This is a genomic window from Streptomyces sp. NPDC007264 (genome assembly GCF_042869095.1).
Classification (GTDB): Bacteria; Actinomycetota; Actinomycetes; order Streptomycetales; family Streptomycetaceae; genus Streptomyces.
This window is the reverse complement of sequence record NZ_JBIAFD010000003.1, coordinates 245,935-268,270: the sequence shown is the minus strand read 5'-3', so window position 1 is coordinate 268,270 and position 22,336 is coordinate 245,935. Positions and strand designations below refer to the sequence as shown.

12 protein-coding genes are annotated in these 22,336 nt (G+C 73.5%); 9 read left to right on the top strand and 3 right to left on the bottom strand.

Annotated features, from left to right (window positions below; all coding sequences use genetic code 11):
* The first annotated feature begins 187 nt into the window (after positions 1-187).
* The 5 genes from ACFYMU_RS06225 (at position 188) to moeZ (ending at position 6,501) form a co-directional block, all read left to right on the top strand.
* Positions 188-1,918, top strand: coding sequence for a DUF3492 domain-containing protein (locus ACFYMU_RS06225; RefSeq protein WP_388368575.1), 1,731 nt, complete (start codon positions 188-190; stop codon positions 1,916-1,918).
* Positions 1,915-3,375 carry a hypothetical protein gene (locus ACFYMU_RS06220; RefSeq protein ID WP_388368572.1) on the top strand — a complete coding sequence of 487 codons (1,461 nt, stop codon included), beginning with the start codon at positions 1,915-1,917 and terminating at the stop codon, positions 3,373-3,375. Before ACFYMU_RS06225 ends, ACFYMU_RS06220 begins: the two co-directional genes overlap by 4 nt.
* Positions 3,376-3,562: 187 nt before the next feature.
* Positions 3,563-4,522: an NAD-dependent epimerase/dehydratase family protein gene (locus ACFYMU_RS06215; RefSeq protein ID WP_388368569.1), complete on the top strand. Its 960-nt coding sequence runs from the start codon at positions 3,563-3,565 to the stop codon at positions 4,520-4,522.
* On the top strand, positions 4,510-5,259 hold the full coding sequence (locus tag ACFYMU_RS06210) for a spherulation-specific family 4 protein (RefSeq protein WP_388368566.1): 750 nt from the start codon (positions 4,510-4,512) through the stop codon (positions 5,257-5,259). The genes ACFYMU_RS06215 and ACFYMU_RS06210 overlap by 13 nt, the downstream gene beginning before the upstream one ends.
* A gap of 63 nt (positions 5,260-5,322) precedes the next feature.
* Complete coding sequence (gene moeZ / locus ACFYMU_RS06205; protein WP_388368563.1) at positions 5,323-6,501, top strand: adenylyltransferase/sulfurtransferase MoeZ; 1,179 nt, start codon at positions 5,323-5,325, stop codon at positions 6,499-6,501.
* 71 nt (positions 6,502-6,572) lie between these two features.
* Here moeZ and ACFYMU_RS06200 read toward each other — a convergent pair whose 3' ends face one another.
* From ACFYMU_RS06200 to ACFYMU_RS06190, 3 genes are all read right to left on the bottom strand, one after another.
* Positions 6,573-8,108 carry an alpha/beta hydrolase gene (locus ACFYMU_RS06200; protein ID WP_388368560.1) on the bottom strand — a complete coding sequence of 512 codons (1,536 nt, stop codon included), beginning with the start codon at positions 8,106-8,108 and terminating at the stop codon, positions 6,573-6,575.
* Between the two features lie 144 nt (positions 8,109-8,252).
* Positions 8,253-9,806, bottom strand: a complete 1,554-nt coding sequence (locus ACFYMU_RS06195) for an alpha/beta hydrolase (RefSeq protein ID WP_388368557.1) — start codon at positions 9,804-9,806, stop codon at positions 8,253-8,255.
* Between the two features lie 152 nt (positions 9,807-9,958).
* On the bottom strand, positions 9,959-12,745 hold the full coding sequence (locus ACFYMU_RS06190) for a lysylphosphatidylglycerol synthase domain-containing protein (RefSeq protein ID WP_388368555.1): 2,787 nt from the start codon (positions 12,743-12,745) through the stop codon (positions 9,959-9,961).
* A gap of 185 nt (positions 12,746-12,930) precedes the next feature.
* On the opposite strand from ACFYMU_RS06190, the gene ACFYMU_RS06185 reads away from it, so the two are divergent.
* The 4 genes from ACFYMU_RS06185 to ACFYMU_RS06170 all read left to right on the top strand — a co-directional run bounded on the left by ACFYMU_RS06185 (position 12,931) and on the right by ACFYMU_RS06170 (position 22,319).
* The gene (locus ACFYMU_RS06185; RefSeq protein ID WP_388368552.1) at positions 12,931-13,296 is read left to right on the top strand and encodes an MGMT family protein; all 366 of its coding nucleotides are present in this window, start codon (positions 12,931-12,933) and stop codon (positions 13,294-13,296) included.
* Between the two features lie 314 nt (positions 13,297-13,610).
* A complete protein-coding gene (locus ACFYMU_RS06180) occupies positions 13,611-17,225 on the top strand; it encodes a UvrD-helicase domain-containing protein (RefSeq protein WP_388368549.1) in 3,615 nt (1,204 codons plus the stop codon).
* A 107-nt stretch (positions 17,226-17,332) separates the two neighbouring features.
* Positions 17,333-20,905: an ATP-dependent helicase gene (locus tag ACFYMU_RS06175; protein ID WP_388368546.1), complete on the top strand. Its 3,573-nt coding sequence runs from the start codon at positions 17,333-17,335 to the stop codon at positions 20,903-20,905.
* 10 nt (positions 20,906-20,915) lie between these two features.
* Entirely contained in the window at positions 20,916-22,319 is a 1,404-nt protein-coding gene (locus tag ACFYMU_RS06170; RefSeq protein WP_388368543.1) for a dipeptidase, read from the top strand.
* Positions 22,320-22,336: the final 17 nt, after the last annotated feature.

The following is a 22,336-nucleotide window of genomic DNA, read 5'->3' as shown; positions in this document are numbered from 1 at the left end:
AAACGTCACTGCATGATCTGCTAGCGCGGTCGAACGCGGCCCGCAGGGGAAAGTTACGACCGTTCACCCCTTTTGGTGGCGCGATGGACAACCGTCCGTCGCGCCACCGTGATGTCCGCATACGTTCGTCCCGCTGCGAGCCGCCGGGCAACGGCGGCTCCCACATGGGAGATCGGGGGTGCGTCTCGTGCGCATCGGATTGCTTACGGAGGGTGGCTACCCGTATGTGGGCGGTGATGCCGGGCTGTGGTGCGACCGGCTCGTACGCGGGCTCGAGCGGCACGAGTTCGACATCTACGCGCTCAGCCGCAGCGAGCGCCAGGAAGCCGGCGGACTCCTCCCCCTGCCGCCGCAGGCCGGCCGGGTGCGAACGGCACCGCTGTGGAGGGAGCCGGACCACGGGGTCACCTACGGCCGTCGCGCCCGGCGCCGGTTCGCCGAGGCGTACGGGGAACTGGCCGCCGCTCTCTGCACGGCACCGGAGCCGGGGACTCCACATCGCACCCCGGAGCCGTCCGGCCCCGAGGCGGACCGTTTCGGCAACGCCCTCTACGCGCTCGCCGAACTCGCCCGCGACGAAGGCGGACTGGCCGGCGCACTGCGCTCCGACACCGCTGCCCGCGCCCTGGAACGCTCCTGCCGCGCGCCGGGTGCCCTCCGCGCGGCGCGAGCGGCGCGCGTCCCCGACCTGCTCGAGGTGACCGCCCGGCTCGAACGGGCCCTGCGCCCCCTCTCCCTCGACTGGTACGAGGACGACGGGCTCGGAGCGGCCGACCTCTGCCACGCCACGACGGGAGGCGCCGCGGCCCTGGCCGGGCTGCTCGCCCGCCACTTCACCGGAGTGCCGCTGCTGGTCACCGAGTACGGGGTGCACCTGCGTGCGCACTACCTGGGGGCGTCGGAGGGGACACCCGCGGTGCGCGCGCTGCTCGCCTCCTTCCACCGCCGGCTGGCCGGCGAGGCGTACCGGCGTGCCGCCTGCGTCACGCCGGGCAACACCCACGCCCGCCGCTGGCAGGAACGGTGCGGCGCCGACCGGGCCAGGCTGTACACGGTCTATCCCGGCATGGAGGCGTCCCGCTTCACGGACGTGGGCGAGTCGGCCGACTGCGCGGACCCGTACACGCTGGTCTGGGTGGGCCGCATCGAACCCGCCAAGGACCTGGTCTCCCTGCTCCACGCCTTCGCGGACATCCGCAGGAAGGAGCCCCGGGCCCGGCTGAGGGTCATCGGTTCCGCGGCCGGCGCCGACGGCACGGCCTACCTCGGACACTGCCGGGTGCTGGCCGCCCAGCTCTTCCCCGACGAGGCGGAGGGCGTCCACGCCGTCGGCGACAACCCCGTGTCCTTCGAGGAGATCGGCGGCCCGGAGGTGCCCGACCTGGCGGAGGCGTACGCGGCCGGCGCCGTCGTCGTCCTCTCCAGCGTCGTGGAAGGATTTCCGATCAGCCTGGTGGAGGCCATGTTCTGCGGTCGCGCCACGGTGTCCACGGACGTGGGAGCGGTCGTGGAGGTCATCGGCGGTACGGGGCTCGTGGTCCCGCCCCGCAATCCCCGGGCGCTGGCCGAGGCGTGCCTGGCGCTGCTGCGCGACCCCGAGCGCCGTGAGCGCCTCGGCGCGGCCGCCCGCGCGCGAGCCCTCGAACTGTTCACCGTCGAGCAGAACGTCGCGGCGTTCCGCGGTATCTACCTGGAGATCGTCTCGCACTCGCCGGTGCGGCGGGTGCTCGTCGACGGAGCGGGCGAACCGCTGCCCTTCGGAGCGCCGGCGGAGGCCCGCGTGCCCGGCGGCTGGACCGAACCGCGATGCCGGCGCACCCGGCCGCGCTGGGCGGGAACAGCGGGCGCCCCGCCGACGGTGGCACGTGCCACCGTGCCCCTCCAGGAATCCGTCCCGGTGGCGGGGGGTGCGCGATGAGCGAAGCGGGAGAACTGCTCAGGGGCGCGCGAGCCGGGAGCGCGGACGCGCCCCGTCAGCCCCTCGGCGGGGCATGGGGCGAGCCCGGTCGGCGGGACGGTCTGCCGGAGCGGCGCGGGTACGCGCTCGACGAGGCCGGTACGGAGGCACACGGCGGGCGCGGCGCGCTGGACACGTCTGGCACTGCGGGCACTGCGGGCACTGCGGGCACTGCGGACGTGCTGGGCACGGCGGACGCGACGGACGGCGTGCGTGTGGCGCCCGAGGGAGCGCTCGACCTCTCCTGGACCGCCAGGGAAGCCGCGGCACCCTCGCGCGCCACCCGGACGCCGGGGGCGGCGCGTCCCGCGTCCACCGGCGGCGCGAGCACGGCGCGCAGGCCCGTCCGCCGCGGTGCCGTCGACCCCGTCAAGGCCCTCATGCACCGCCACCGCGACCTGTGCGATCGAGCCGTCGATCCACTGGAGATCGCGGCCGGTCTCGAGGCCCACGGCCTGACCGACCGTACCGCCGCGCGCTTCCGGCACCGGGACGTCTTCTCGCTCGCGGAGGAGATGTACGCGCGCGTACCCCGCGACGCCGCCCAGCACCCGCCGAGGCCCGCCGCCGCGGACACCCCGCGCGAGCACGGGGCGTGGGCCGCCGCCCTCGCCCTGCTCCCCGGCGCACTGTGCACGGCCACCGTGATCGGGGCGCGGCTCACCGAAGGCCGCGGCCGGCTTGCCGTCACCGCGCTCGGCGCCGTCGCCGTCGTGCTCGGGCTGCGCATCGCACTCGGCCGTGGCCCGCTGCGCGTGGCGAACCACGCCACGTCCGCCGCCGCACGCACGGCGACGTGCTGGCTGCTCGCCCACGCCCTCCTCGGAGACGGACTGCTGCGCGCCGCTCTGGACGGCGGCCCCGACGGCCCCTGGCCCCTGTCCACCGCGCCCGTCGTGGCCCTCGCCCTGGCCTGCGCCCCGGCCGTCTGGTGCGCCCGTCTCTTCACGGCGGGCGCCCGCCGCAGACTCGCCGCCAGCCGCGGCCTGGAGGAGTTCGCGTCCTCGGCCACGCCCCTGCTCCTCGGCGCGGTAGGACTCTTCCTGTGCGCCCTCGCCTCGCTGCTGGCGCTGTGCGGGGCGCTGCTCGGGGGACCCACCGCCTACGCCGGGGCCGGCGCCCTGGGCGTGCTCCTGCTGCTCGCGCGGCTGCTGGCCGCGCACGGCTTCGGACGCGCCCCGGCCCTGGTCCTCGGCGCCGCGGCCACCGCCGAGGCGATCGCCCTGGCCACGGTCCTCGCCGGCCGGCTTCCCGGCTGCGGGCCACTGGCCACGCCGGTCCGGGCCCTGACCGGCGCTTGGGGCACCGGCGCCGTCCCGGCCGTCGTCTGCGCCCCGGCCGCCCTGGCCCTGCTGGCCCATGCGATCCGCACCCTGACCCGGGCCTCGGCCCACGCCCGTCCGCCCGGATCTCCCTGAGCCCCGGCCCATGGCACCCCCCACCTCCGTCGCCATGAGCCGCAGCCACCGCCGGTGGCCTGATCCCCGGCCCGTTCGTCCCGCGGGGCCGACACCGCGGGCTCCTCCCATCCGATGGCACCACCCCAGAAGGAGAACGCCAGATGATCACCTCCCGAACCGGAGAATCCGCCCCGGGAGCCGCCCGATGAGGGTCCTGCTGATCGGAGCCAACGGATACCTCGGCCGGTTCGTCGCCGACCGCCTGCTCGCCGACCCCGCCGTGCAGCTCACCGCGCTCGGCCGCGGCGACGACGCCGATGTGCGCTTCGACCTCGCATCCGGCAGCCCCGGCGCGCTCACCCGGTTCCTGGACGCCGTGCACCCCGGGGTCGTCATCAACTGCGCCGGAGCCATCCGCGGCGGCGCCCGCGAACTCACCCGGCACAACACCGTGGCCGTCGCCACGGTCTGCGAGGCCCTGCGCCGCAGCGGCTGCGGCGCCCGTCTCGTGCAAATCGGGTGCGGCGCCGAATACGGCCCGAGCCAGCCCGGATCCTCCACGGCCGAGGACGCGGTCCCGCGCCCCGGCGGCCCCTACGGCGTCAGCAAGCTCGCCGCCACCGAACTGGTCCTCGGCTCGGGGCTCGACGCCGTCGTGCTCCGCGTGTTCTCGCCCGCCGGGCCCGGCACCCCCGCCGGGTCCCCGCTCGGCCGCCTCGCCGAAGCCATGCGTCGCGCCATGCAGTCCGGCGACGGCGAGCTCAAGCTCGGCGGCCTCGGCGTCCAGCGGGACTTCGTCGACGTGCGCGACGTCGCCCGTGCCGTCCACGCCGCCTCCCTCTCCGCGGCCCAGGGCGTGATCAACATCGGCTCGGGCCGCGCCGTGCGCCTGCGTGACGCGGCCGCCGTGCTCGCCCGAGTGGCCGGCTACGGCGGTGCCCTGCACGAACTCGACGGTCCTCCCGGTCCGGTGCGGCCGGCCATCGGCCACCCCCGCGGCGAATCCGAGCACGCGGCCCCGGTGGCCTACCCCTACCCGGACGGCTGCGGCAGCTGGCAGCAGGCCGATGTGCGCACCGCACGCGACCGGCTCGGCTGGCGGCCCCGGATCAACCTCGAAGAGTCCCTGGCCGACATCTGGATGGAGGCGGCATGCCGCATCTGACCAGTGCCACGGCCGGCACCCCGAGCACCGGACTGAGCCTGGGGCTGGGCGCCCCCGGCTATGCGCACCCCCTCGTCGCCCCCCTGGAGTGGGGCGAACTCACCCGCCCGGGCACCCCCGTGCACTGGACCGTCCTCAAGGTGGGCGACGGCCCCGGCACACGCCCCGACCCGCACTGCACGGAGGCCGCGGGGCGGCTGCACACGGCGGGTGTCTGTGTTCTCGGTCACCTCGACGCCGCCTACGGCGCCCGCACGCTCGGCGAGCTGATGTCCGAGGCGCACCGGTATCTCGACTGGTACCAGGTGGACGGCTTCCTCCTGGACCGCTGTCCCACGGCGCGTTCGGCGCTCCCCGAGGTCCGCCGCACGGTCGCCGCGTTCCGCGCGATCCTCCACCGCGGACACGTCGTCCTCGGGCACGGCACCCACCCGTATCCCGGATACGCCGAGACCGCCGACCAGTTGGTCACCTTCTCCGGCCCCTGGAACGACTACCGCTGGTCGCAGGTGGCCGAGTGGACCGCCGAGCATCCGCCCGAGCGGTTCTGCCACTTCGTGTACGGCGTGCCGCGCGGCCACCTCGACGAGGCACTGCGCATCGCCCGGTGGCAGGGCGCCGCCACGATCTGGTTCACCGACCGCACGGGCCACGGCGGCCGAGGGGATCCCTGGGAGACCCTGCCCGGTTACTGGGACGAGATCGTCTCGCGTGTCGGAACGGGTGTCTCGGAATGAAGAAGGGCGTGGCACTGTTGCAAGGAGAACCACTGTAGTGATCGACCGACCAACGGAGTCCCCGTGTCGCTGCCACCCCTGGTCGAGCCAGCTCCTGAGCTCACCGTAGACGAGGTCCGCAGGTACTCCCGCCACCTGATCATCCCGGATGTCGGGATGGACGGGCAGAAGCGGCTGAAGAACGCCAAGGTGCTCTGTGTGGGCGCCGGCGGTCTGGGCTCGCCGGCGCTGATGTACCTGGCCGCTGCGGGCGTCGGCACGCTCGGCATCGTGGAGTTCGACGAGGTCGACGAGTCGAACCTGCAGCGTCAGATCATCCACAGCCAGTCCGACATCGGCCGCTCCAAGGCCGAGTCCGCGCGGGACACGGTCAAGGGCATCAACCCGTACGTGGACGTGATCCTTCACGAGGAGCGGCTCGAGGCCGACAACGTGATGGACATCTTCAGCCAGTACGACCTGATCGTCGACGGCACGGACAACTTCGCGACCCGCTACCTGGTCAACGACGCGTGCGTGCTGCTGAACAAGCCGTACGTGTGGGGTTCGATCTACCGCTTCGACGGCCAGGCCTCGGTCTTCTGGTCGGAGCACGGCCCCTGCTACCGCTGCCTGTACCCGGAGCCCCCGCCCCCCGGCATGGTTCCGTCCTGCGCCGAGGGCGGCGTGCTGGGCGTGCTGTGCGCCTCCATCGGCTCGATCCAGGTCAACGAGGCCATCAAGCTGCTCGCCGGCATCGGCGAGCCGCTGGTCGGCCGGCTGATGATCTACGACGCCCTGGAGATGCAGTACCGCCAGGTCAAGGTCCGCAAGGACCCGAACTGCGCCGTCTGCGGCGAGAACCCCACCGTCACGGAGCTCATCGACTACGAGGCCTTCTGCGGCGTCGTCTCCGAGGAGGCCCAGGCGGCGGCCGCCGGCTCGACGATCACTCCCAAGCAGCTCAAGGAGTGGATCGACGACGGCGAGAACATCGACATCATCGATGTCCGTGAGCCGAACGAGTACGAGATCGTCTCCATCCCGGGTGCCCGGCTGATCCCGAAGAACGAGTTCCTCATGGGCAGCGCCCTGGAGAACCTGCCGCAGGACAAGAAGATCGTCTTGCATTGCAAGACGGGTGTCCGCAGTGCGGAAGTCCTCGCCGTTCTGAAGTCGGCCGGCTTCGCGGACGCGGTCCATGTGGGTGGCGGCGTGATCGGCTGGGTCAACCAGATCGAGCCGGACAAGCCGGTGTACTGAGCCGAGGCTCACCTCTCCGCTGCGACGGCGGGGGCTTCGGGCGCCATGGGTGCCCGAAGCCCCCGCCGTCGTCATGAGCACACCTTGCCGTCCTTCGGAACGGTCCCCTTCAGCAGGTACGTGTCCACCGTCGAGTCCACACAGTCGCTGCCGTTGCCGTAGGCCCCGTGCCCCTCGCCCTTCCAGGTGAGTTCCACGCCGACTCCCTTGCCCAGCCCGTCGGCCATCTTGCGGGCGCCCTCGTACGGCGTGGCCGGGTCCCCGGTGTTCCCCACCACCAGCACGGGCGCGGCTCCCGGCGCGCTGACCTCCGGGTGGTCGAACTGACCGGCCACCGGCCAGTCGTGGCACCAGCCCGCCGCGTCCCAGCCCAGGAAGACGCCGAACACGGGTGAGATGGTCTCGAACTCCGGCAGCAGCTTCTTCGTCTCCTCGGGCGTGGGCCGCTGCCTGTCGTCCAGGCACGATATGACCCGCTGCGCGTGCGTCGTCGTGCCGTAGTGCCCCGAGGTGTCCCGTTCGTTGTAGCCGTCGGCCAGCCTCAGCAGCAGGGAACCGTCGCCGGCCTCGGCCGCCTCCAGCGCGCTGGTGAGCGTGGGCCACCCCTCCTTGCTGTAGAGCGGCAGCACGATGCCGGTCAGGGCCAGGGTCTGGGTGAGCTTGCGCCCGGACGACGTCGGCAGCGGCTTCGCGTCGATCCGCTTCAGCAGGTCCACGATCTTCCGGGAACCCTGCTTCGGGTCCTGTCCCGTCGACTTGAGGTAGTCCTCCAGCGCGCGCTGGAAGCCGCGGGCCTGGTTCTTCGCGTGGCCCACGCTGTCCGCGGTCGGGTCCACGACGGCGTCCAGCACCAGGCGGCCCACGTTCTTCGGGAACAGATGGGCGTACACACCGCCCAGTTCGGTGCCGTACGAGATGCCGAAGTAGTGCATGGTGCGGTCGCCGAGGACCTGGCGCATCACGTCCATGTCGCGCGCGGTGTCGGTCGTGGAGGCGTGCGCGATCAGCGGGCCGGCGGCCTTCGCGCAGCCCCGGCCGAAGGCGGCGGCGTCGTCGAAGTACGCCTTCTCCTCGGTGGCGTCGTCCGGGGTCGCGTCGATGGCCTCCGCGGCCTGGATCGCCTTGTTGCCGCGGCAGCGGACCCCCTCGCTGGCGCCGACGCCGCGCGGGTCCCAGCTCACGAGGTCGTACCGCTCGTGGAGCTTGGCCACCGTGCTTTCGTACGACGGCATCATCGAGACTCCCGAGCCGCCCGGGCCGCCGAAGTTGAACAGGAGGGAGCCGATCCGCCTGTCCCCGGTCGCCTTCGACCGGATCAGCGCCAGGCCGATCGTCCGGCCGTCGGGCTTCGACCAGTCCAGCGGCACCTTCAGCGTCGCGCACCGCCAGTCGCCGCCCGGCCGCGAGGTGCCCTTGCAGCGGCTCCAGTCGAGGCTCTGCGAGGTGAGCGAGGAGGGAAGCGCCGAGGAGGAGGCGGTCGCCGGCCCCGCCGACGCGTCCGAGTCGTCCTTCCCTTCGCTCCCGCCCGCGCCGGACGAACCGCTGCTGCAGCCGGCCATCAGCACCGCGGCGGCGATCGCGGCCGTCCACCGTACGAAACGTGACATGCAAACCCCCCTCACGAGCTCTCCGCACGGAGCCGCGGGGAGCATTCAGGCCATGGTAGGCGGATCGGGCCGAGCCCATGACCGCCTGTGGATAGCCGTCTGACCTGCACTTTTCCCGAGGCGATCGGAGACGGGGCCAGGAGACTAGGAGCAGACGGTACCGGCAGCAGGAACCTTGCCGTCGAGCAGATAGCTGTTCACGGCGCTTTGCACGCACGTGTTCTTGCTGTCGTAGGCGCCGTGTCCCTGACCCCGGTAGGTCAGCTCCACACCGACGCCCTTGCCCAGTGCGTCGACCATCCTCCTCGCCCCCTGGTACGGGGTGGCCGGGTCGCCGGTGTTGCCGATCACGAGGATCGGCGCGGCACCGGGAGCGCTCACGTCCGGATGGTCGGCGGCTCCCGCCACCGGCCAGTGGACGCATGTGAGCATGCCCCAGGCCAGGAAGTCGCCGAACAGCGGGGATGCGGCGCGGAACTGCGGCAGTCTCGCCCTCACATCGGCGGCGGTGTACCGGGGCTTTTCGTCGCCGCAGTTGACGGAGACGTTGGCGGCGGCGAGGTTGCTGTACCGGCCGTCGGCGTCGCGCCCGTTGAGCGCGTCGGACAGCAGCATCAGCACCTTGCCGTCGCCGGCGTAAGCCTGCTGCAGCCCCTGGGTGAGGTACGGCCACAGGCTCTTCGAGTACAGGGCCTGCGCGATCCCGTTGGTCGCCGCGGTCTGCGTCAGCCGGCGCGGGGGGATGCCGGAGATGGGTGCGCGGTCGAGGTCCTCGAGAAGAGCGGAGATCCGCTTCCGGACGTCCTGCGGTGTGCTGCCGACCGGGCATGCCGTGCTCTTCGACGTGCAGTCCCGGGCGTAGTTGTCGAATGCGAGCTGGAACCCTCTGGCCTGTCCGAGCGACACCTGCTCAGGGGTCTGGGTCGGATCGACGACCGCGTCGAACACGGCCCGCCCCACGCGCCGGGGGAACAGGTGGGCGTAGACGCCCCCGAGCTCGGTTCCGTAGGAGATGCCGAAGTAGTGCATCGTGTCGTCGCCGAGGACCTGGCGCATCAGGTCCATGTCGCGGGCCGCGTCGGTGGTGCGCACGTACGGGAGGATCGTGCCGGAGTGTGCCCTGCAGGCGTTGTTGAACTGCCGGGTGTTGTTCAGGAACGTCCGCTGCTCGGCCGCGTCGTCGGGCGTCGCGTCCTGCTGGAAGTAGGCGTCGAGCTGCCGGTCGTCCTCGCACTTGACGCCCGCGCTGCGGCCGACCCCGCGGGGGTCGAAGCTCACCAGGTCGTAACGGGTGCGCAGGGTCTCGTAGTCCGGCGCGAAGGCGGGCAGCGTGCTGACGCCGGAGCCGCCGGGACCGCCGAAGTTGAAGATGAGGGAGCCGATCCGCTTGCCCGGGTCGCCGCTGGCCTTCGCCCGGATGAGGGCGATGTCGATGGTGCCGCCGGCGGGATCGTCCCAGTTGCGGGGTGCCTTCATGGTGGCGCACTGCCACCGGTCGCCGTTCGGCAGCGGGGAGGGGGCGTTGCCGCCGCCCTCGGACGGGGAGGGGGCCGGGCAGTCCCGCCAGTTCAGCTTCTGGCTCGACAGCTCTCCCTTGATGACGACGAAGCGGCCGGCGCATCCCGTCACCGTCGCCAGGGCGACGAGGACGGCGGCGCCGGCCAGGGCCTTGGCGCGGATCCGAGGAGGGTTGGGCATGCTCCCATCGTGGGGCCGCGTGCGGCGGGGCGCGCGGGGCGCGGGCCGTGCGGGTGACGGCCGGCCGCGGACGGGGCGCGCCTCCTTGTGGACGTCATGGGAAGGGCCCGTCTTCAGGGCCCGTCATCGGAACGTGTCTTCAGAGCCCGTCTTCAGAGCGCTTCCTTGCGTGTCAGATGGTTGAAGAACAGCCAGCCCGGCAGCACCGGCAACCACAGCGTCAGGAGCCGGTACAGCAGGACCGCAGGTGCGGCGACCTCCTTGGGGAGGCCCACCGCGATCAGGCCGACCGTCAGGGTCGCCTCCACCGCACCCACGCCGCCCGGAGTGGGGGCGGCCGAACCGAGCGCGTTGCCCGCGAGGAAGACGACCGCGACGCTGGCCAGGCTCAGCGTGGTCGTCTCCTCGTGCCCGAACGCCCGGATCGAGGCGTCCAGGCACATCACGAAGGACGCGGTCAGCAGCAGCATCCCGCCGATGCCGGTGATCAGCTTCTGCGGCCGTTGCAGCACATCGAGCATGCGCGGCACGACACCCGCGAACAGCGACCTCACGCGGGTGACGACGAACTTCCGCAGGAACGGCACCGAGGTGACCACCAGGACGAGCACCGCGACGGTCAGCATTCCGGCGATGACGGTACGGGAGGGCGACAGGGACGGCGTCTTCTCGGTGCCCGTGAGATAGCCGAAGGACAGCAGCATCAGGATGTGGCAGCCGAGCCCGAACAGCTGGGACGCGCCGACGCTCGCCACCGCCAGGCCCGGCCGCACCCCCGCGCGCTGCAGGAAGCGCGTGTTGAGCGCGACGCCACCGACCGCGGCGGGCGCCACGATCTTCACGAACGACCCGGCGACCTGTGCCGCCACCGTCCGCAGGAACGGCACCCGCTCGGGCACGAAGCCCAGCAGCGCCATGGCCGCCGCGAAGTAGCTCAGGGCCGAGAACAGCACGGCCGCCGCCACCCAGCCCCACTCGGCGTTGGCGAACAGCGTGCCGAACTCGATGTGGGTGAGCTGTGTCAGCAGGAAGTAGGCGCCGATGGCACCGGCGATGAAACTGATCAGCGTGCGCGGCCGCACGCGCTCCAGGCGGGCCGGTTCGACCGGCGCCTGGGGCCGGATCCGCAGCACCTCGTGGCGGATCTGGGTGAGCAGGTCCTCCTCGCGCGCTTCCTCCAGAGCCTCGTCGATCGCCCGCTTCTCGGCCCGCTGCGCGGCGCGTACGGACCTCTTGCCGGGCTTGTCGAGCACGACCCCGGTGGCCGCCCGGGCCTCCTCGGGGCGGGCCGGCCTGGCCTGCCGGGACGCCTCCAGGACCGCTTCCCGCTCGCGCTGCGCGCGCTCCCTGGCCAGTCTGCGCAGGGTCGCACGCGTGGAGCGGGTCAGCGCGATCGGCTGCAGCATGGGCAGGCAGTCCGCGACGGAGTCCGGGCCGAGCACCGCGACCGCCGACGCCACCGCCCGCTCGGCACCGACCCGCAGGCCGAGCGTGGCCAGCAGTTGCGCGATGTCCATGCGCAGCACCAGGTCGCCCGCCGCGATCTCGCCGCTGCGCAGGTCGGTCAGGATGACGGTGCCGGAGGGGTCCACCACGATCGCGTCACCGGCGAGCCTGCGGTGCGCGATGCGCCGGGACTGCAGCGCCCGCACCTGGCGCCAGGTGTCGTGCAGCAGCTCGTCGGTGATCTCGTCGTCGGCCAGCTGGTCGAGGGTGCGGCCGCCGGTGTGCTCGTAGACGAGGATCACGGCGTCGGGGCCGAGCTCGGAGGTCGCGATGAGCTTGGGGGCGTTGGCGCCGGCCGCGATGGCCGCGTACGCGAGGAGCGCCTCCTGTTCCAGGGCCTGGCGCAGCGACTGCAGGCTGCGCCGGGTGGTGATCCCGCGCATGGTCAGCCGGCGCCACACCCGGTAGAAGTAGCCCTGGGCCTGCTGCTCCCGGTCGACGACGGTGACATCGAGGGGCGGCCCGTCCTCCAGGGTGACGAAGTAGCGGCGGCCGCGGTCCCCGTTCTCGGCGTCGGCCGTCTCCTCGCGCGCCGCGCTCACGGGGCGGAAGCCGACGGTGCGCAGGCCGGCCATCAGGGTCCGGCCGGTGGGCCGCACGTTCGGGGAGCCGACCGCGTACAGCGTCCCGGCCGCGACGCTCCAGCCGATCAGCACCGTCAGGATGATCGAGAACGGTGTGGTGTAGCCGGTGACCAGCATCGAGAAGGCGTCGAGCAGCAGCACCACCCACAGCACGGCCCGCCAGCGCGGTCTGCGGGACATGCCCACGGCCGTCATGTAGGCGATGACGGGGGCGAGATATCCGTGCACCGGATCGGTCAGGGCGTGGATGTCGCCGGGGGAGGGCTGGGTGAGCGCCTCCTGGATGGACTTCGGGGCGGCCCTGGCGACCCACAGGTCCGTGGCGAGCGTCACTCCGTGGGCGAGGACCGCCGCGAGGACGCCGTCGGCGATGCGCAGCCCGTCCCGCTTGATCAGCCGCTCGATCGCGAAGGCGACCGGCACCAGCAGGATCGCGATGCTCGACGCCAGACCCGCGATCTTGATCAGTAGATCGGGTGCCTGGCCCGTGCCCTTGTTGATGTCCTGTTCGAGTCCCGAGGTGGTGCCGTGTGCGAACGCGGCGATGGCGAGCAGCACGGCGATCGCGAGGACGCCGACCAGCAGACGCATGAGATCCGACGGACGGTGCACACGCGCGGGGAGCAGCGGTTCGTCGCCCTCCACGGCGTCGTTGTGGGCGTCGGCGAGGTCCTCGCCCGCCTCGGCCCGCCGCCGGGGCTCCTGCGTCCGCGACTCCTCGTTCTCGTCCCCCTCCGCTTTCCCGTGGCTCTCGTCGGAAGCCTTGGGGTCCGCGGCGGCGGTGTCCGGGCGCGACGAGACCTCAGAGGTGCCCTCCGCTCCCTCGGGGTGCACACCCTGCTGATTCATGGTCTCTTCTTGATCTCGTATCACCGGTCACCGCCCGCACGATCGTGGCATGCCCACCCGACACACGGGGGCATGCGGTGCAAATGCGGGGGCGCACAGTCTGCCCGAAGCGCCACGCCGAGGCGAGGGATGCGCCTGGTCTCCGTCCCGTCACATTGTCGGTGGGGTGGGGCAGGATGGGGCGGATGAGTGAGGAGAGCCGTCCGGCGGACGCCCTGCCGGAGTATGCGGAACGGGTCCTGGACGTGGCCGAACGCATTCCGCCGGGGCACGTCATGACATACGGGGACGTGGCCGAGTGGCTGGAGGAGGGCGGGCCGCGCCAGGTGGGCCGCGTGATGGCCCTCTACGGGGGAGCGGTGCCCTGGTGGCGCGTCATCCGCGCGGACGGTGTGCTGCTTCCGGGGCACGAGCTGGAGGCGCTCGGCCACTACCGCGAGGAAGGAACCCCCCTGCGCACGGCCGGACACGCGTCCGAGGGCCATCTGCCCCGCGTCGACATGCGACGGGCGCGGTGGGACGGCGACGAACGCGCTGACGGTCATATCTGACAGCTTCGTCCATCCGGCGGGCCGATGGGGAACCTGTGGCCCGTACGGGGGCAGCGGGGCACCTCTGCGACATGCCGTACCTTCGTGCGGCGGGGGACAGGAGTGACCCCCGGGGCCGAGGGGAACAAGGGGAAGCCCTGCTTCCGTGGCCCGGACGGGCGTAGCGTCGACGGCGCTGGCCCCTCTCATCCCGCGGCCACCGCCCACCACGCGCGGCCGTTCTCCCACCCGTCGCCCGACCAACGCCCCGCACCGCCGGCGCCCCCCGCCGGCAGTGACAAGCCCGAGTACGACCACCAGGACCGGCGAACCACGTGAGCTCCTCTTCCTCCACCAGGCGCCTGCCGCACCCCCGAGTGCGACAGGGGAGCCGTGGCGCTTACCGACTGGTGCGTACCCCGCCGGCCCGGTCGGATCCCCCTCGACTGGACGCAGCACAGCGCAGGGTGGTTGACCACGGGGCGGGGCCACTGCTGGTGCTCGCAGGCCCGGGCACCGGCAAGACCACCACGCTCGTCGAGTCCGTGGCCGCCCGGGTCGGCCGCGGCGTCGATCCGGAACGCATCCTCGTCCTGACGTTCAGCCGCAGGGCCGCCGTCGACCTGCGCGACCGGATGGCGCTGCGCGCCGGCCCGGCACACGCCCCGCAGGCCACCACGTTCCACTCGTTCTGCTACGCCCTGGTCCGCGCCCACCAGGACAGCGGCCTCTTCGTCGAGCCCCTCCGCCTGCTGTCCGGGCCCGAGCAGGACGTCGCCGTGCGCGAGCTGCTGGCCGGACAGCCCGACCTGGAGCGGCTGGGCCTCGCGCATGTGCGCTGGCCCGACGAGCTGCGGGCCTGCCTGACCACGCGCGGCTTCGCCGACGAGGTCCGCGCCGTGCTGGCGCGCAGCCGCGAACTCGGACTCGGCCCGGACGCCCTGCGCCGCTTCGCCGAGCGCATCGGCCGCCCCGACTGGGAGGCCGCCTCCGCCTTCCTCGCCGAATACCTGGACGTCCTCGACCTCCAGGGAGTGATCGACTACGCGGAGCTGGTCCACCGCGCGGTGCTGCTGGCCCGCCGTCCCCAGGTCGCCGAGCGGCTGGCCGCCCAGTACGACGCGGTCTTCGTGGACGAGTTCCAGGACACCGATCCGGCGCAGACCCGTCTTCTGCAGGCCCTCGCGGGCGGCGGCCGGACCCTGGTGGCCTTCGGCGACCCCGACCAGTCGATCTACGCCTTCCGGGGCGCCGATGTGGGCGGCATCCTCGACTTCCCGCACACCTTCCGGCGCGCGGACGGCACCGCGGCTCCCGTGGAGGTCCTCAGGACGTCCCGCCGCTCCGGCGCCGCCCTCCTGGCCGCCACCCGGCTGCTGACCCGGCGCATGCCGCTGACCCGCCTTCCCGCGGAGAAGGTGCGCGCCCACCGGGAACTCGCCGCGGTACGGGAGGGGGGCCGCGTCGAGGCGTACACGTATCCCACGCCCGGCACGGAAATGGACAACGTCGCCGACATCCTGCGCAGAGCACATCTGGAGGACGGGGTCCCGTGGGGCGAGATGGCCGTCCTGGTCCGTGCCGGGGCCCGCACCATCCCGACGGTGCGCCGGGCCCTGACGGCCGCCGGGGTCCCGCTGGACATCGACGGCGACGATCTGCCACTGCGCCATGAACCGGCCGTGACCCCGCTGCTCACGGCGTTGCGAGCGGTGGCGCGGGCGGTGGTGTCGGGCGGGGGCGACGAGGCACGCGCGCGTGCGGGCGATCCGGCCGGTGGAGGGGCGCCCGCGCAGACCACCGGTGGGGGTGCCGGTGGAGGGGTGCCTGTGGACGCGACCGGTGGGGGTGCCGGTGGAGGGGTGCCTGTGGACGCGACCGGTGGGGGTGCCGGTGGAGGGGTGCCTGTGGACGCGACCGGCGGGGACGCCGGCGCAGGGGTGCCTGCGGGAACCCCTGGCTCCGACGACGGCGTACCGGCGCCCGCCGGGTCCCCCGCCCCGGACGCCGGTGCGCGCGGCGGCCGGCCCGCGGACACCGCTCCCGACGACGGACCGCCACAGGGGTGCTGGCTGGACACGGAGACCGCGCTCACCCTCCTCACCTCCCCCCTCGCCGGGATGGACGCCGCCGACCTGCGCCGCCTGGGCCGCGCGCTGCGCGAGGAGGAGCGGGCGGCCGGCAACCCCGCGCCCCCGCCGTCCGACGAACTGCTCGCACGGGCGCTGGCCGAGCCGGAGCGCCTGGTGGCGCACGATCCGGCGTACGCGCGCGGAGCCCAGCGCCTCGGCGCGCTGCTCGGGGCGGCACGGGAACGGCTCGCGGGCGGCGGCACGGCGGAGGAGGCCCTCTGGGAGCTGTGGGACGGCACGCCCTGGCCCAGGCGGCTGGAGAGCGCCTCCCGGCGCGGCGGCGCCGCCGGGCGCAACGCCGACCGCGACCTCGACGCCGTGTGCGCCCTGTTCGCGACCGCCGCGCGCGCGGAGGAGCGCACCGGAGGGCGGGGCACCCTCAACTTCCTGGAGGAGATCGAGGCCCAGGACATCGCCGCCGACACGCTCACCCGCCGGGCCGTGCGCCCCGACGCCGTACGCCTGATGACCGCGCACCGCGCCAAGGGCCTCCAGTGGTCCCTGGTGGTCGTCGCGGGAGTCCAGGAGGGCCTGTGGCCCGACCTGCGCCGCCGCGGCTCCCTGCTGGAGGCCGACCGCATCGGCCGCGACGGACTCGCCCAGCCCCTCACCCCCGGCGCCCTGCTGGCCGAGGAACGACGCCTGTTCTACGTGGCCTGCACCCGCGCCCGTGAACGCCTCGTCGTCACCGCCGTCAAGGCCCCCGCCGACGACGGCGACCAGCCCTCCCGCTTCCTGGCCGAGCTCGGCGTGGAACCCAGGGACGTCACCGGCCGCCCACGCCGCCCGCTGTCCGTCGCCGCGCTCGTGGCCGAACTGCGCGCCACCACCGTCGACCCGCACGCGTCCGACGTCCTCAGGCAGGCAGCCGCACACCGGCTGGCCCGGCTCGCCGCGCTCACCGACGAGGACGGCAGGCCCCTGGTGCCGGCCGCGCACCCCTACCGCTGGTGGGGCATGTGGGACCCGACGGAGAGCAAGGTGCCGCTGCGCGACCGGGACCAGCCCGTCGTGCTCTCCGGAAGCGCCCTCGACCAGCTCGCGAACACCTGTGCCCTGCAGTGGTTCCTGGGCCGCGAGGTGAAGGCCGACACGCCCGCGACCGCCGCCCAGGGCTTCGGCAACGTGGTGCACGTCCTCGCCGACGAGGTGGCCTCCGGGCGCACCCCCGCCGACCTGGCCGTCCTCATGGAGCGCCTCGACTCGGTGTGGAACGCGCTCGCCTTCGACGCGCCGTGGAAGTCCGAACAGGAGAAGGACAACGCGCGGGCGGCCCTCGAACGCTTCCTGAGGTGGCACGTCGACTCCAACGGCGCCCGACCCGGGCGGACCCCGGTGGCGAGCGAGCACGACTTCGACGTCACCCTCCGAGCGGGCGACTACCACGTACGCATCCGCGGCTCCATGGACCGCGTCGAGGCCGACGCCGAGGGCCGCGCCTACGTGGTCGATTTCAAGACCGGCAAACAGGCACCCAGCGCCGCCGAGGTCGCCCGCCATCCGCAGCTCGCCGTCTACCAGCTCGCCGTGCGCGAAGGCGCCGTCGATGACGCGTTCGACGACCGCCGCCCGGAACCCGGCGGCGCCGAACTGGTCCAGCTGCGCCAGGGCGCCGCCAAGAAGGACGGCGGCGACACCCTGCCCAAGGTGCAGACACAGGAGCCCCTGGAGGGGGAGTGGGCCGGCCGGCTCCTGGCCACCGCCGCGGGAAAGGTCCTCGACGAGCGCTTCTCCCCGACCGCGGGGCAGCACTGCACCCACTGCGCGTTCCGGGCCTCCTGCAGCGCACGCCCGGAAGGCCGTCACGTCGTGGAGTGAGAACGCCCCTGTGACGGACGGCACCATGCCCTCCGACCAGGGCCTTCGCCGGCCGGCCAGGGCGGTGGGGCACGCGATGTCAGTGGTCGCGGCTAGCCTTCTCCGACGTGCCCGCCCGTATCACCCACCCCGAGCAGCTCAAGGAGCTCCTCGGCATCCCGTTCACCGCCGAGCAGACGGCCTGCATCACCGCGCCGCCCGCCCCGCAGGTGATCGTGGCCGGAGCCGGATCGGGCAAGACCACGGTGATGGCGGCCCGTGTGGTCTGGCTGGTCGGCACCGGCCAGGTCGCCCCGGAACAGGTCCTCGGCCTGACGTTCACCAACAAGGCGGCCGGCGAACTCGCCGAACGCGTGCGCAAGGCGCTCGTCCGGGCCGGCGTCACCGACCCGGACACGATCGACCCCGACCACCCGCCCGGCGAGCCCGTGATCTCCACCTACCACGCCTTCGCGGGCCGCCTGCTGACCGACCACGGACTGCGCATCGGGCTCGAACCGTCCTCGCGCCTGCTCGCCGACGCCACCCGCTACCAGCTCGCCGCACGCGTACTGCGCGAGGCCCCCGGCCCCTACCCGGCGCTGACCCGGTCCTTCCCGGACCTCGTCAGCGACCTGCTCGCCCTCGACTCCGAACTGGCCGAACACCTGGTGCGACCGGAGGACGTGCGCGCCCACGACGCCGGACTTCTGCGCACCCTGGAGGGCGTCAGGCTCACCAACGCCGACCTGCGCAAGGTCCCCGAGACGGCCGCCGCCCGCCGTGAACTGGCCCACTTGGTGGACCGCTACCGCACGGCCAAACGCGAACGCGACCTCCTCGACTTCGGCGACCAGATCGCCCTCTCCGCGGCCCTCGCCGCCCTGCCCGACGTGGGCCGCGCCCTGCGTGACGAGTTCCGCGTGGTCCTGCTCGACGAGTACCAGGACACATCGGTGGCCCAACGCGTCCTGCTCGCCGGACTGTTCGGCGGCGGCACCGGCCACCCCGTGACCGCCGTGGGCGACCCGTGCCAGGCCATCTACGGCTGGCGCGGCGCGTCCGTCGCCAACCTCGACGACTTCCCCGAACACTTCCCGCACGCCGACGGCCGCCCCGCCACCCGCCAGGCCCTCGGCGAGAACCGCCGCAGCGGCGGCCGGCTCCTCGACCTCGCCAACGGCCTCGCCGAGCCGCTGCGCGCGATGCACGCGGGCGTCCAGGCCCTGCGCCCCGCCCCCGGCGCCGAGCGCGACGGGCAGGTCCGCTGCGCCCTGCTGCGCACCCACGCCGAGGAGATCGACTGGATCGCCGACTCCATCGCCCACCTCGTCCGCACCGGCACGCCGCCCGGCGAGATCGCCGTCCTGTGCCGCACGGCGACCGACTTCCCCCGGATCCAGGGCGCCCTCGTCGCCCGCGACGTCCCGGTGGAGGTCGTGGGCCTGTCCGGACTGCTGCACCTGCCCGAGGTGGCCGACCTCGTCGCCGTCTGCGAGGTGCTCCAGGACCCCGGCGCCAACGCCTCCCTGGTCCGCCTCCTCACCGGCCCGCGCTGGCGCATCGGCCCCCGAGACCTCGCCCTCCTGGGCCGGCGCGCCCGGCTGCTCGTCTCGCACGCGCGCGTGGCCGCCGCCGACGACCCCGACCGCCGGCTCGCCGCGGCCGTCGAAGGCATCGACCCGTCCGAGGTGATATCGCTGGCGGACGCCCTCGACACCTTCCTCGAACTGCCGATGGAGGCCGACCGGGAGGACGACGGGCTGCCCTTCTCGCCCGACGCGCGCGTACGGTTCGCGCGGCTGGCCGCCGAGCTGCGCGACCTGCGCCGCTCGCTCGCGGACCCGCTGATGGACGTGCTGCACCGGGTGCTGGCCGTCACCGGCCTGGAGGTCGAGCTGTCCGCGTCCCCGCACGCGCTGGCCGCCCGCCGCCGCGAGACCCTGTCGAACTTCCTGGACACCGCCGCGGGCTTCGCCGCCAACGACCCGGACGCCACCCTCCTGGCGTTCCTCGGCTTCCTGCGCACCGCCGCCCAGTACGAGAAGGGCCTCGACAACGCCCTGCCCGGCGGCGAGAACACCGTCAAGGTGCTCACCGCGCACAAGTCCAAGGGCCTGGAGTGGGACGTCGTCGCCGTCCCCGGGCTGGTCACCGGAACCTTTCCCAGCACCCAGGGCCGCGAGAAGTGGACCGCGCAGGGCAAGGTGCTGCCGCACGCCCTGCGGGGCGACGCCGCCACCCTGCCCGACGTCGAGACGTGGGACGCGCGGGGGCTCAAGGCGTTCCACGACGACATGAAGGACCACCAGCACACCGAGGAACTGCGCCTCGGCTACGTGACCTTCACCCGCCCCCGCTCCCTGCTGCTCGGATCCGGCCACTGGTGGGGCCCCGCCCAGAAGCGCCCCCGCGGGCCCTCGGACTTCCTCCGGGCGCTCCACGAGCACTGCGCCGCCGGGTACGGCGAGATCGAGGTCTGGGCCGACGAGCCCGCGGAGGACGAGGAGAACCCGGCGCTGCGGGAGGCCGCCGCCGACCACGCCTGGCCGCTCCCGCTGGACCCGGCGTCCCTCGCCCGCCGGCGGGCCGCCGCCGAGACCGTCCTGGCGCACCTCGACCGGGTCGCCTCCGACGACGGCGCCCACGGCACGGCCCCCCATGAACCCTCGGCGTACGACGACCCGGAATGGCCGCCCCCGCCGGACGAGGAAGACCTCCACCAGGAAGGTCTCCACCAGGAAGGTCTCCACCAGGAAGACCTCCAGCACGAAGACCTCCAGTACGAAGACCTCCATCGGCAGGAGACGCCTTTCGACGTCGAGGACACCGACGACGTCGAACACCTCGTCGGGCATCCCCACGAGTTCGAGGCCCCGTACGACACCGAAGTAGCCGCTGCCGGGCACCCCGAGGGCACCGCGACCGTCCCGCACGCCCGCCGGCCGCCACCCGGGAACACCCCCGCGCTCACCCCCGAGGAGGCCCGCACTCTCGCCTCCTGGGACCGCGACCTGGACGCCCTCACGGGAGAACTGCTGCGGGCCCGCGCAAGCGTCACCGACGTCCCCCTGCCGTCGTCGCTGACCGCCTCCCAGGTGCTGCGCCTGGCCGAGGACCCCGACGGGCTCGCACGGGAACTCGCGCGCCCCATGCCGCGCCCCCCGCAACCCGCGGCCCGCCGCGGCACCCGCTTCCACGCCTGGGTCGAGGCCCGCTTCGAGGAGCTGCGGCTGCCCATGCTGGAGCCGGACGAACTGCCCGGCAGCGACGCCGAGATCGCCGACGAACGCGACCTGGAGGCGCTCAAGGAGGCGTTCGAGCGCTCCCCCTACGCGCACCGCACCCCCTATCGCGTCGAGGCACCCTTCCAGCTCGCCGTCGCCGGGCGGATCGTGCGCGGACGCATCGACGCCGTCTACCGCGAGGACGACGGCGACGGGACCGCGTACGAGATCGTCGACTGGAAGACCGGCCGCGCCGCCACCGGCGACCCGCTCCAGCTCGCCCTGTACCGGCTCGCCTGGGCCGAACAGCAGGGCCTGCCGCTGGAGGCCGTCAAGGCCGCGTTCCTGTACGTCCGAAGCGGTGAGGTGGTACGCCCCGAGGGCCTCCCTGACCGGGCGGCACTGGAGCGGTTGCTGCGGCCGGAGCGCTCCGGCGAGGCACCGGCGGACCGGGACGCCGGCGCGGGCCGATAGGCTCGTGACCATGAGCGAGACCCCGGACAGCGCCGTCCGCGCGTACATCGACCGCCACCGCGCCGCCTTCCTCGACGACCTCGTGGAGTGGCTGCGGATCCCGTCGGTGTCCGCACAGCCCGAGCACGCGGCGGACGTACGGAGCAGTGCCGAGTGGCTCGCCGCCAAGCTCCGGGAGACCGGCTTCCCCACCACCGAGGTGTGGCCGACCGACGGCGCCCCCGCCGTCTTCGCCGAATGGCCGTCCGACGACCCGCAGGCACCCACCGTCCTGGTCTACGGCCACCACGACGTCCAGCCCGCCGCCCGCGAGGACGGCTGGGACAGCGACCCCTTCGAGCCGGTGATCCGCGAGGGCCGCCTCCACGCGCGCGGGGCCGCCGACGACAAGGGCCAGGTGTTCTTCCACACCCTCGGCGTCCGCGCCCACCTCGCCGCCACCGGCCGCACCGCCCCCGCCGTCCATCTGAAGCTGCTGGTCGAGGGCGAGGAGGAGTCCGGCTCGCCGCACTTCCGCACCCTCGTCGAGGAGCACGCCGACCGGCTCGCCGCCGACACGGTGATCGTCTCCGACACCGGCATGTGGTCCGCGGACACCCCGACCGTGTGCACGGGCATGCGCGGCCTCGCCGAGTGCGAGATCCGCCTCCACGGCCCCGGCCAGGACATCCACTCCGGCTCCTTCGGCGGAGGCGTGCCCAACCCCGCCACCGCGGCCGCCCGCCTGGTCGCCGCCCTGCACGACGAGCACGCGCGCGTGGCGATACCCGGCTTCTACGACGGCGTCACCGACCTCACGGACCGTGAACGCGAACTCTTCGCCGAACTGCCCTTCGACGAGGAGCAGTGGCTGCGTACCGCCGCCTCGACCGCCACCCACGGCGAAGCCGGACACACCACCCTGGAGCGCATCTGGACCCGCCCCACCGCTGAGGTCAACGGCATCGGCGGCGGCTACCAGGGCCCCGGCAGCAAGACGATCATCCCGTCCTCGGCCATGGTCAAACTGTCCTTCCGGCTCGTCGCCGGCCAGGACCCCGACCACATCGAGAAGGCGGTCCGCGCCTGGGCCGCCGACCGGGTGCCCGCCGGGATCCGGCACGAGATCACGTTCGGCGCGGCCACCCGCCCCTGCCTGACGCCCCTCGACCACCCCGCCCTGCGGTCCGTCGTACGCGCCATGGGCCGCGCCTTCCAGCAGCCGGTCCGCTTCACCCGCGAAGGCGGCTCGGGACCCGCCGCCGACCTTCAGGAAGTCCTCGGCGCACCCGTCCTCTTCCTCGGCATCTCCATCCCCTCCGACGGCTGGCACGCCCCCAACGAGAAGGTCGAGCTCGATCTGCTCCTCAAGGGCGTCGAGGCCGCCGCATACCTGTGGGGCGACCTGGGGAAGAACCGGCGCGATGCGGAGTGACGATCTCGTGGAGCGGA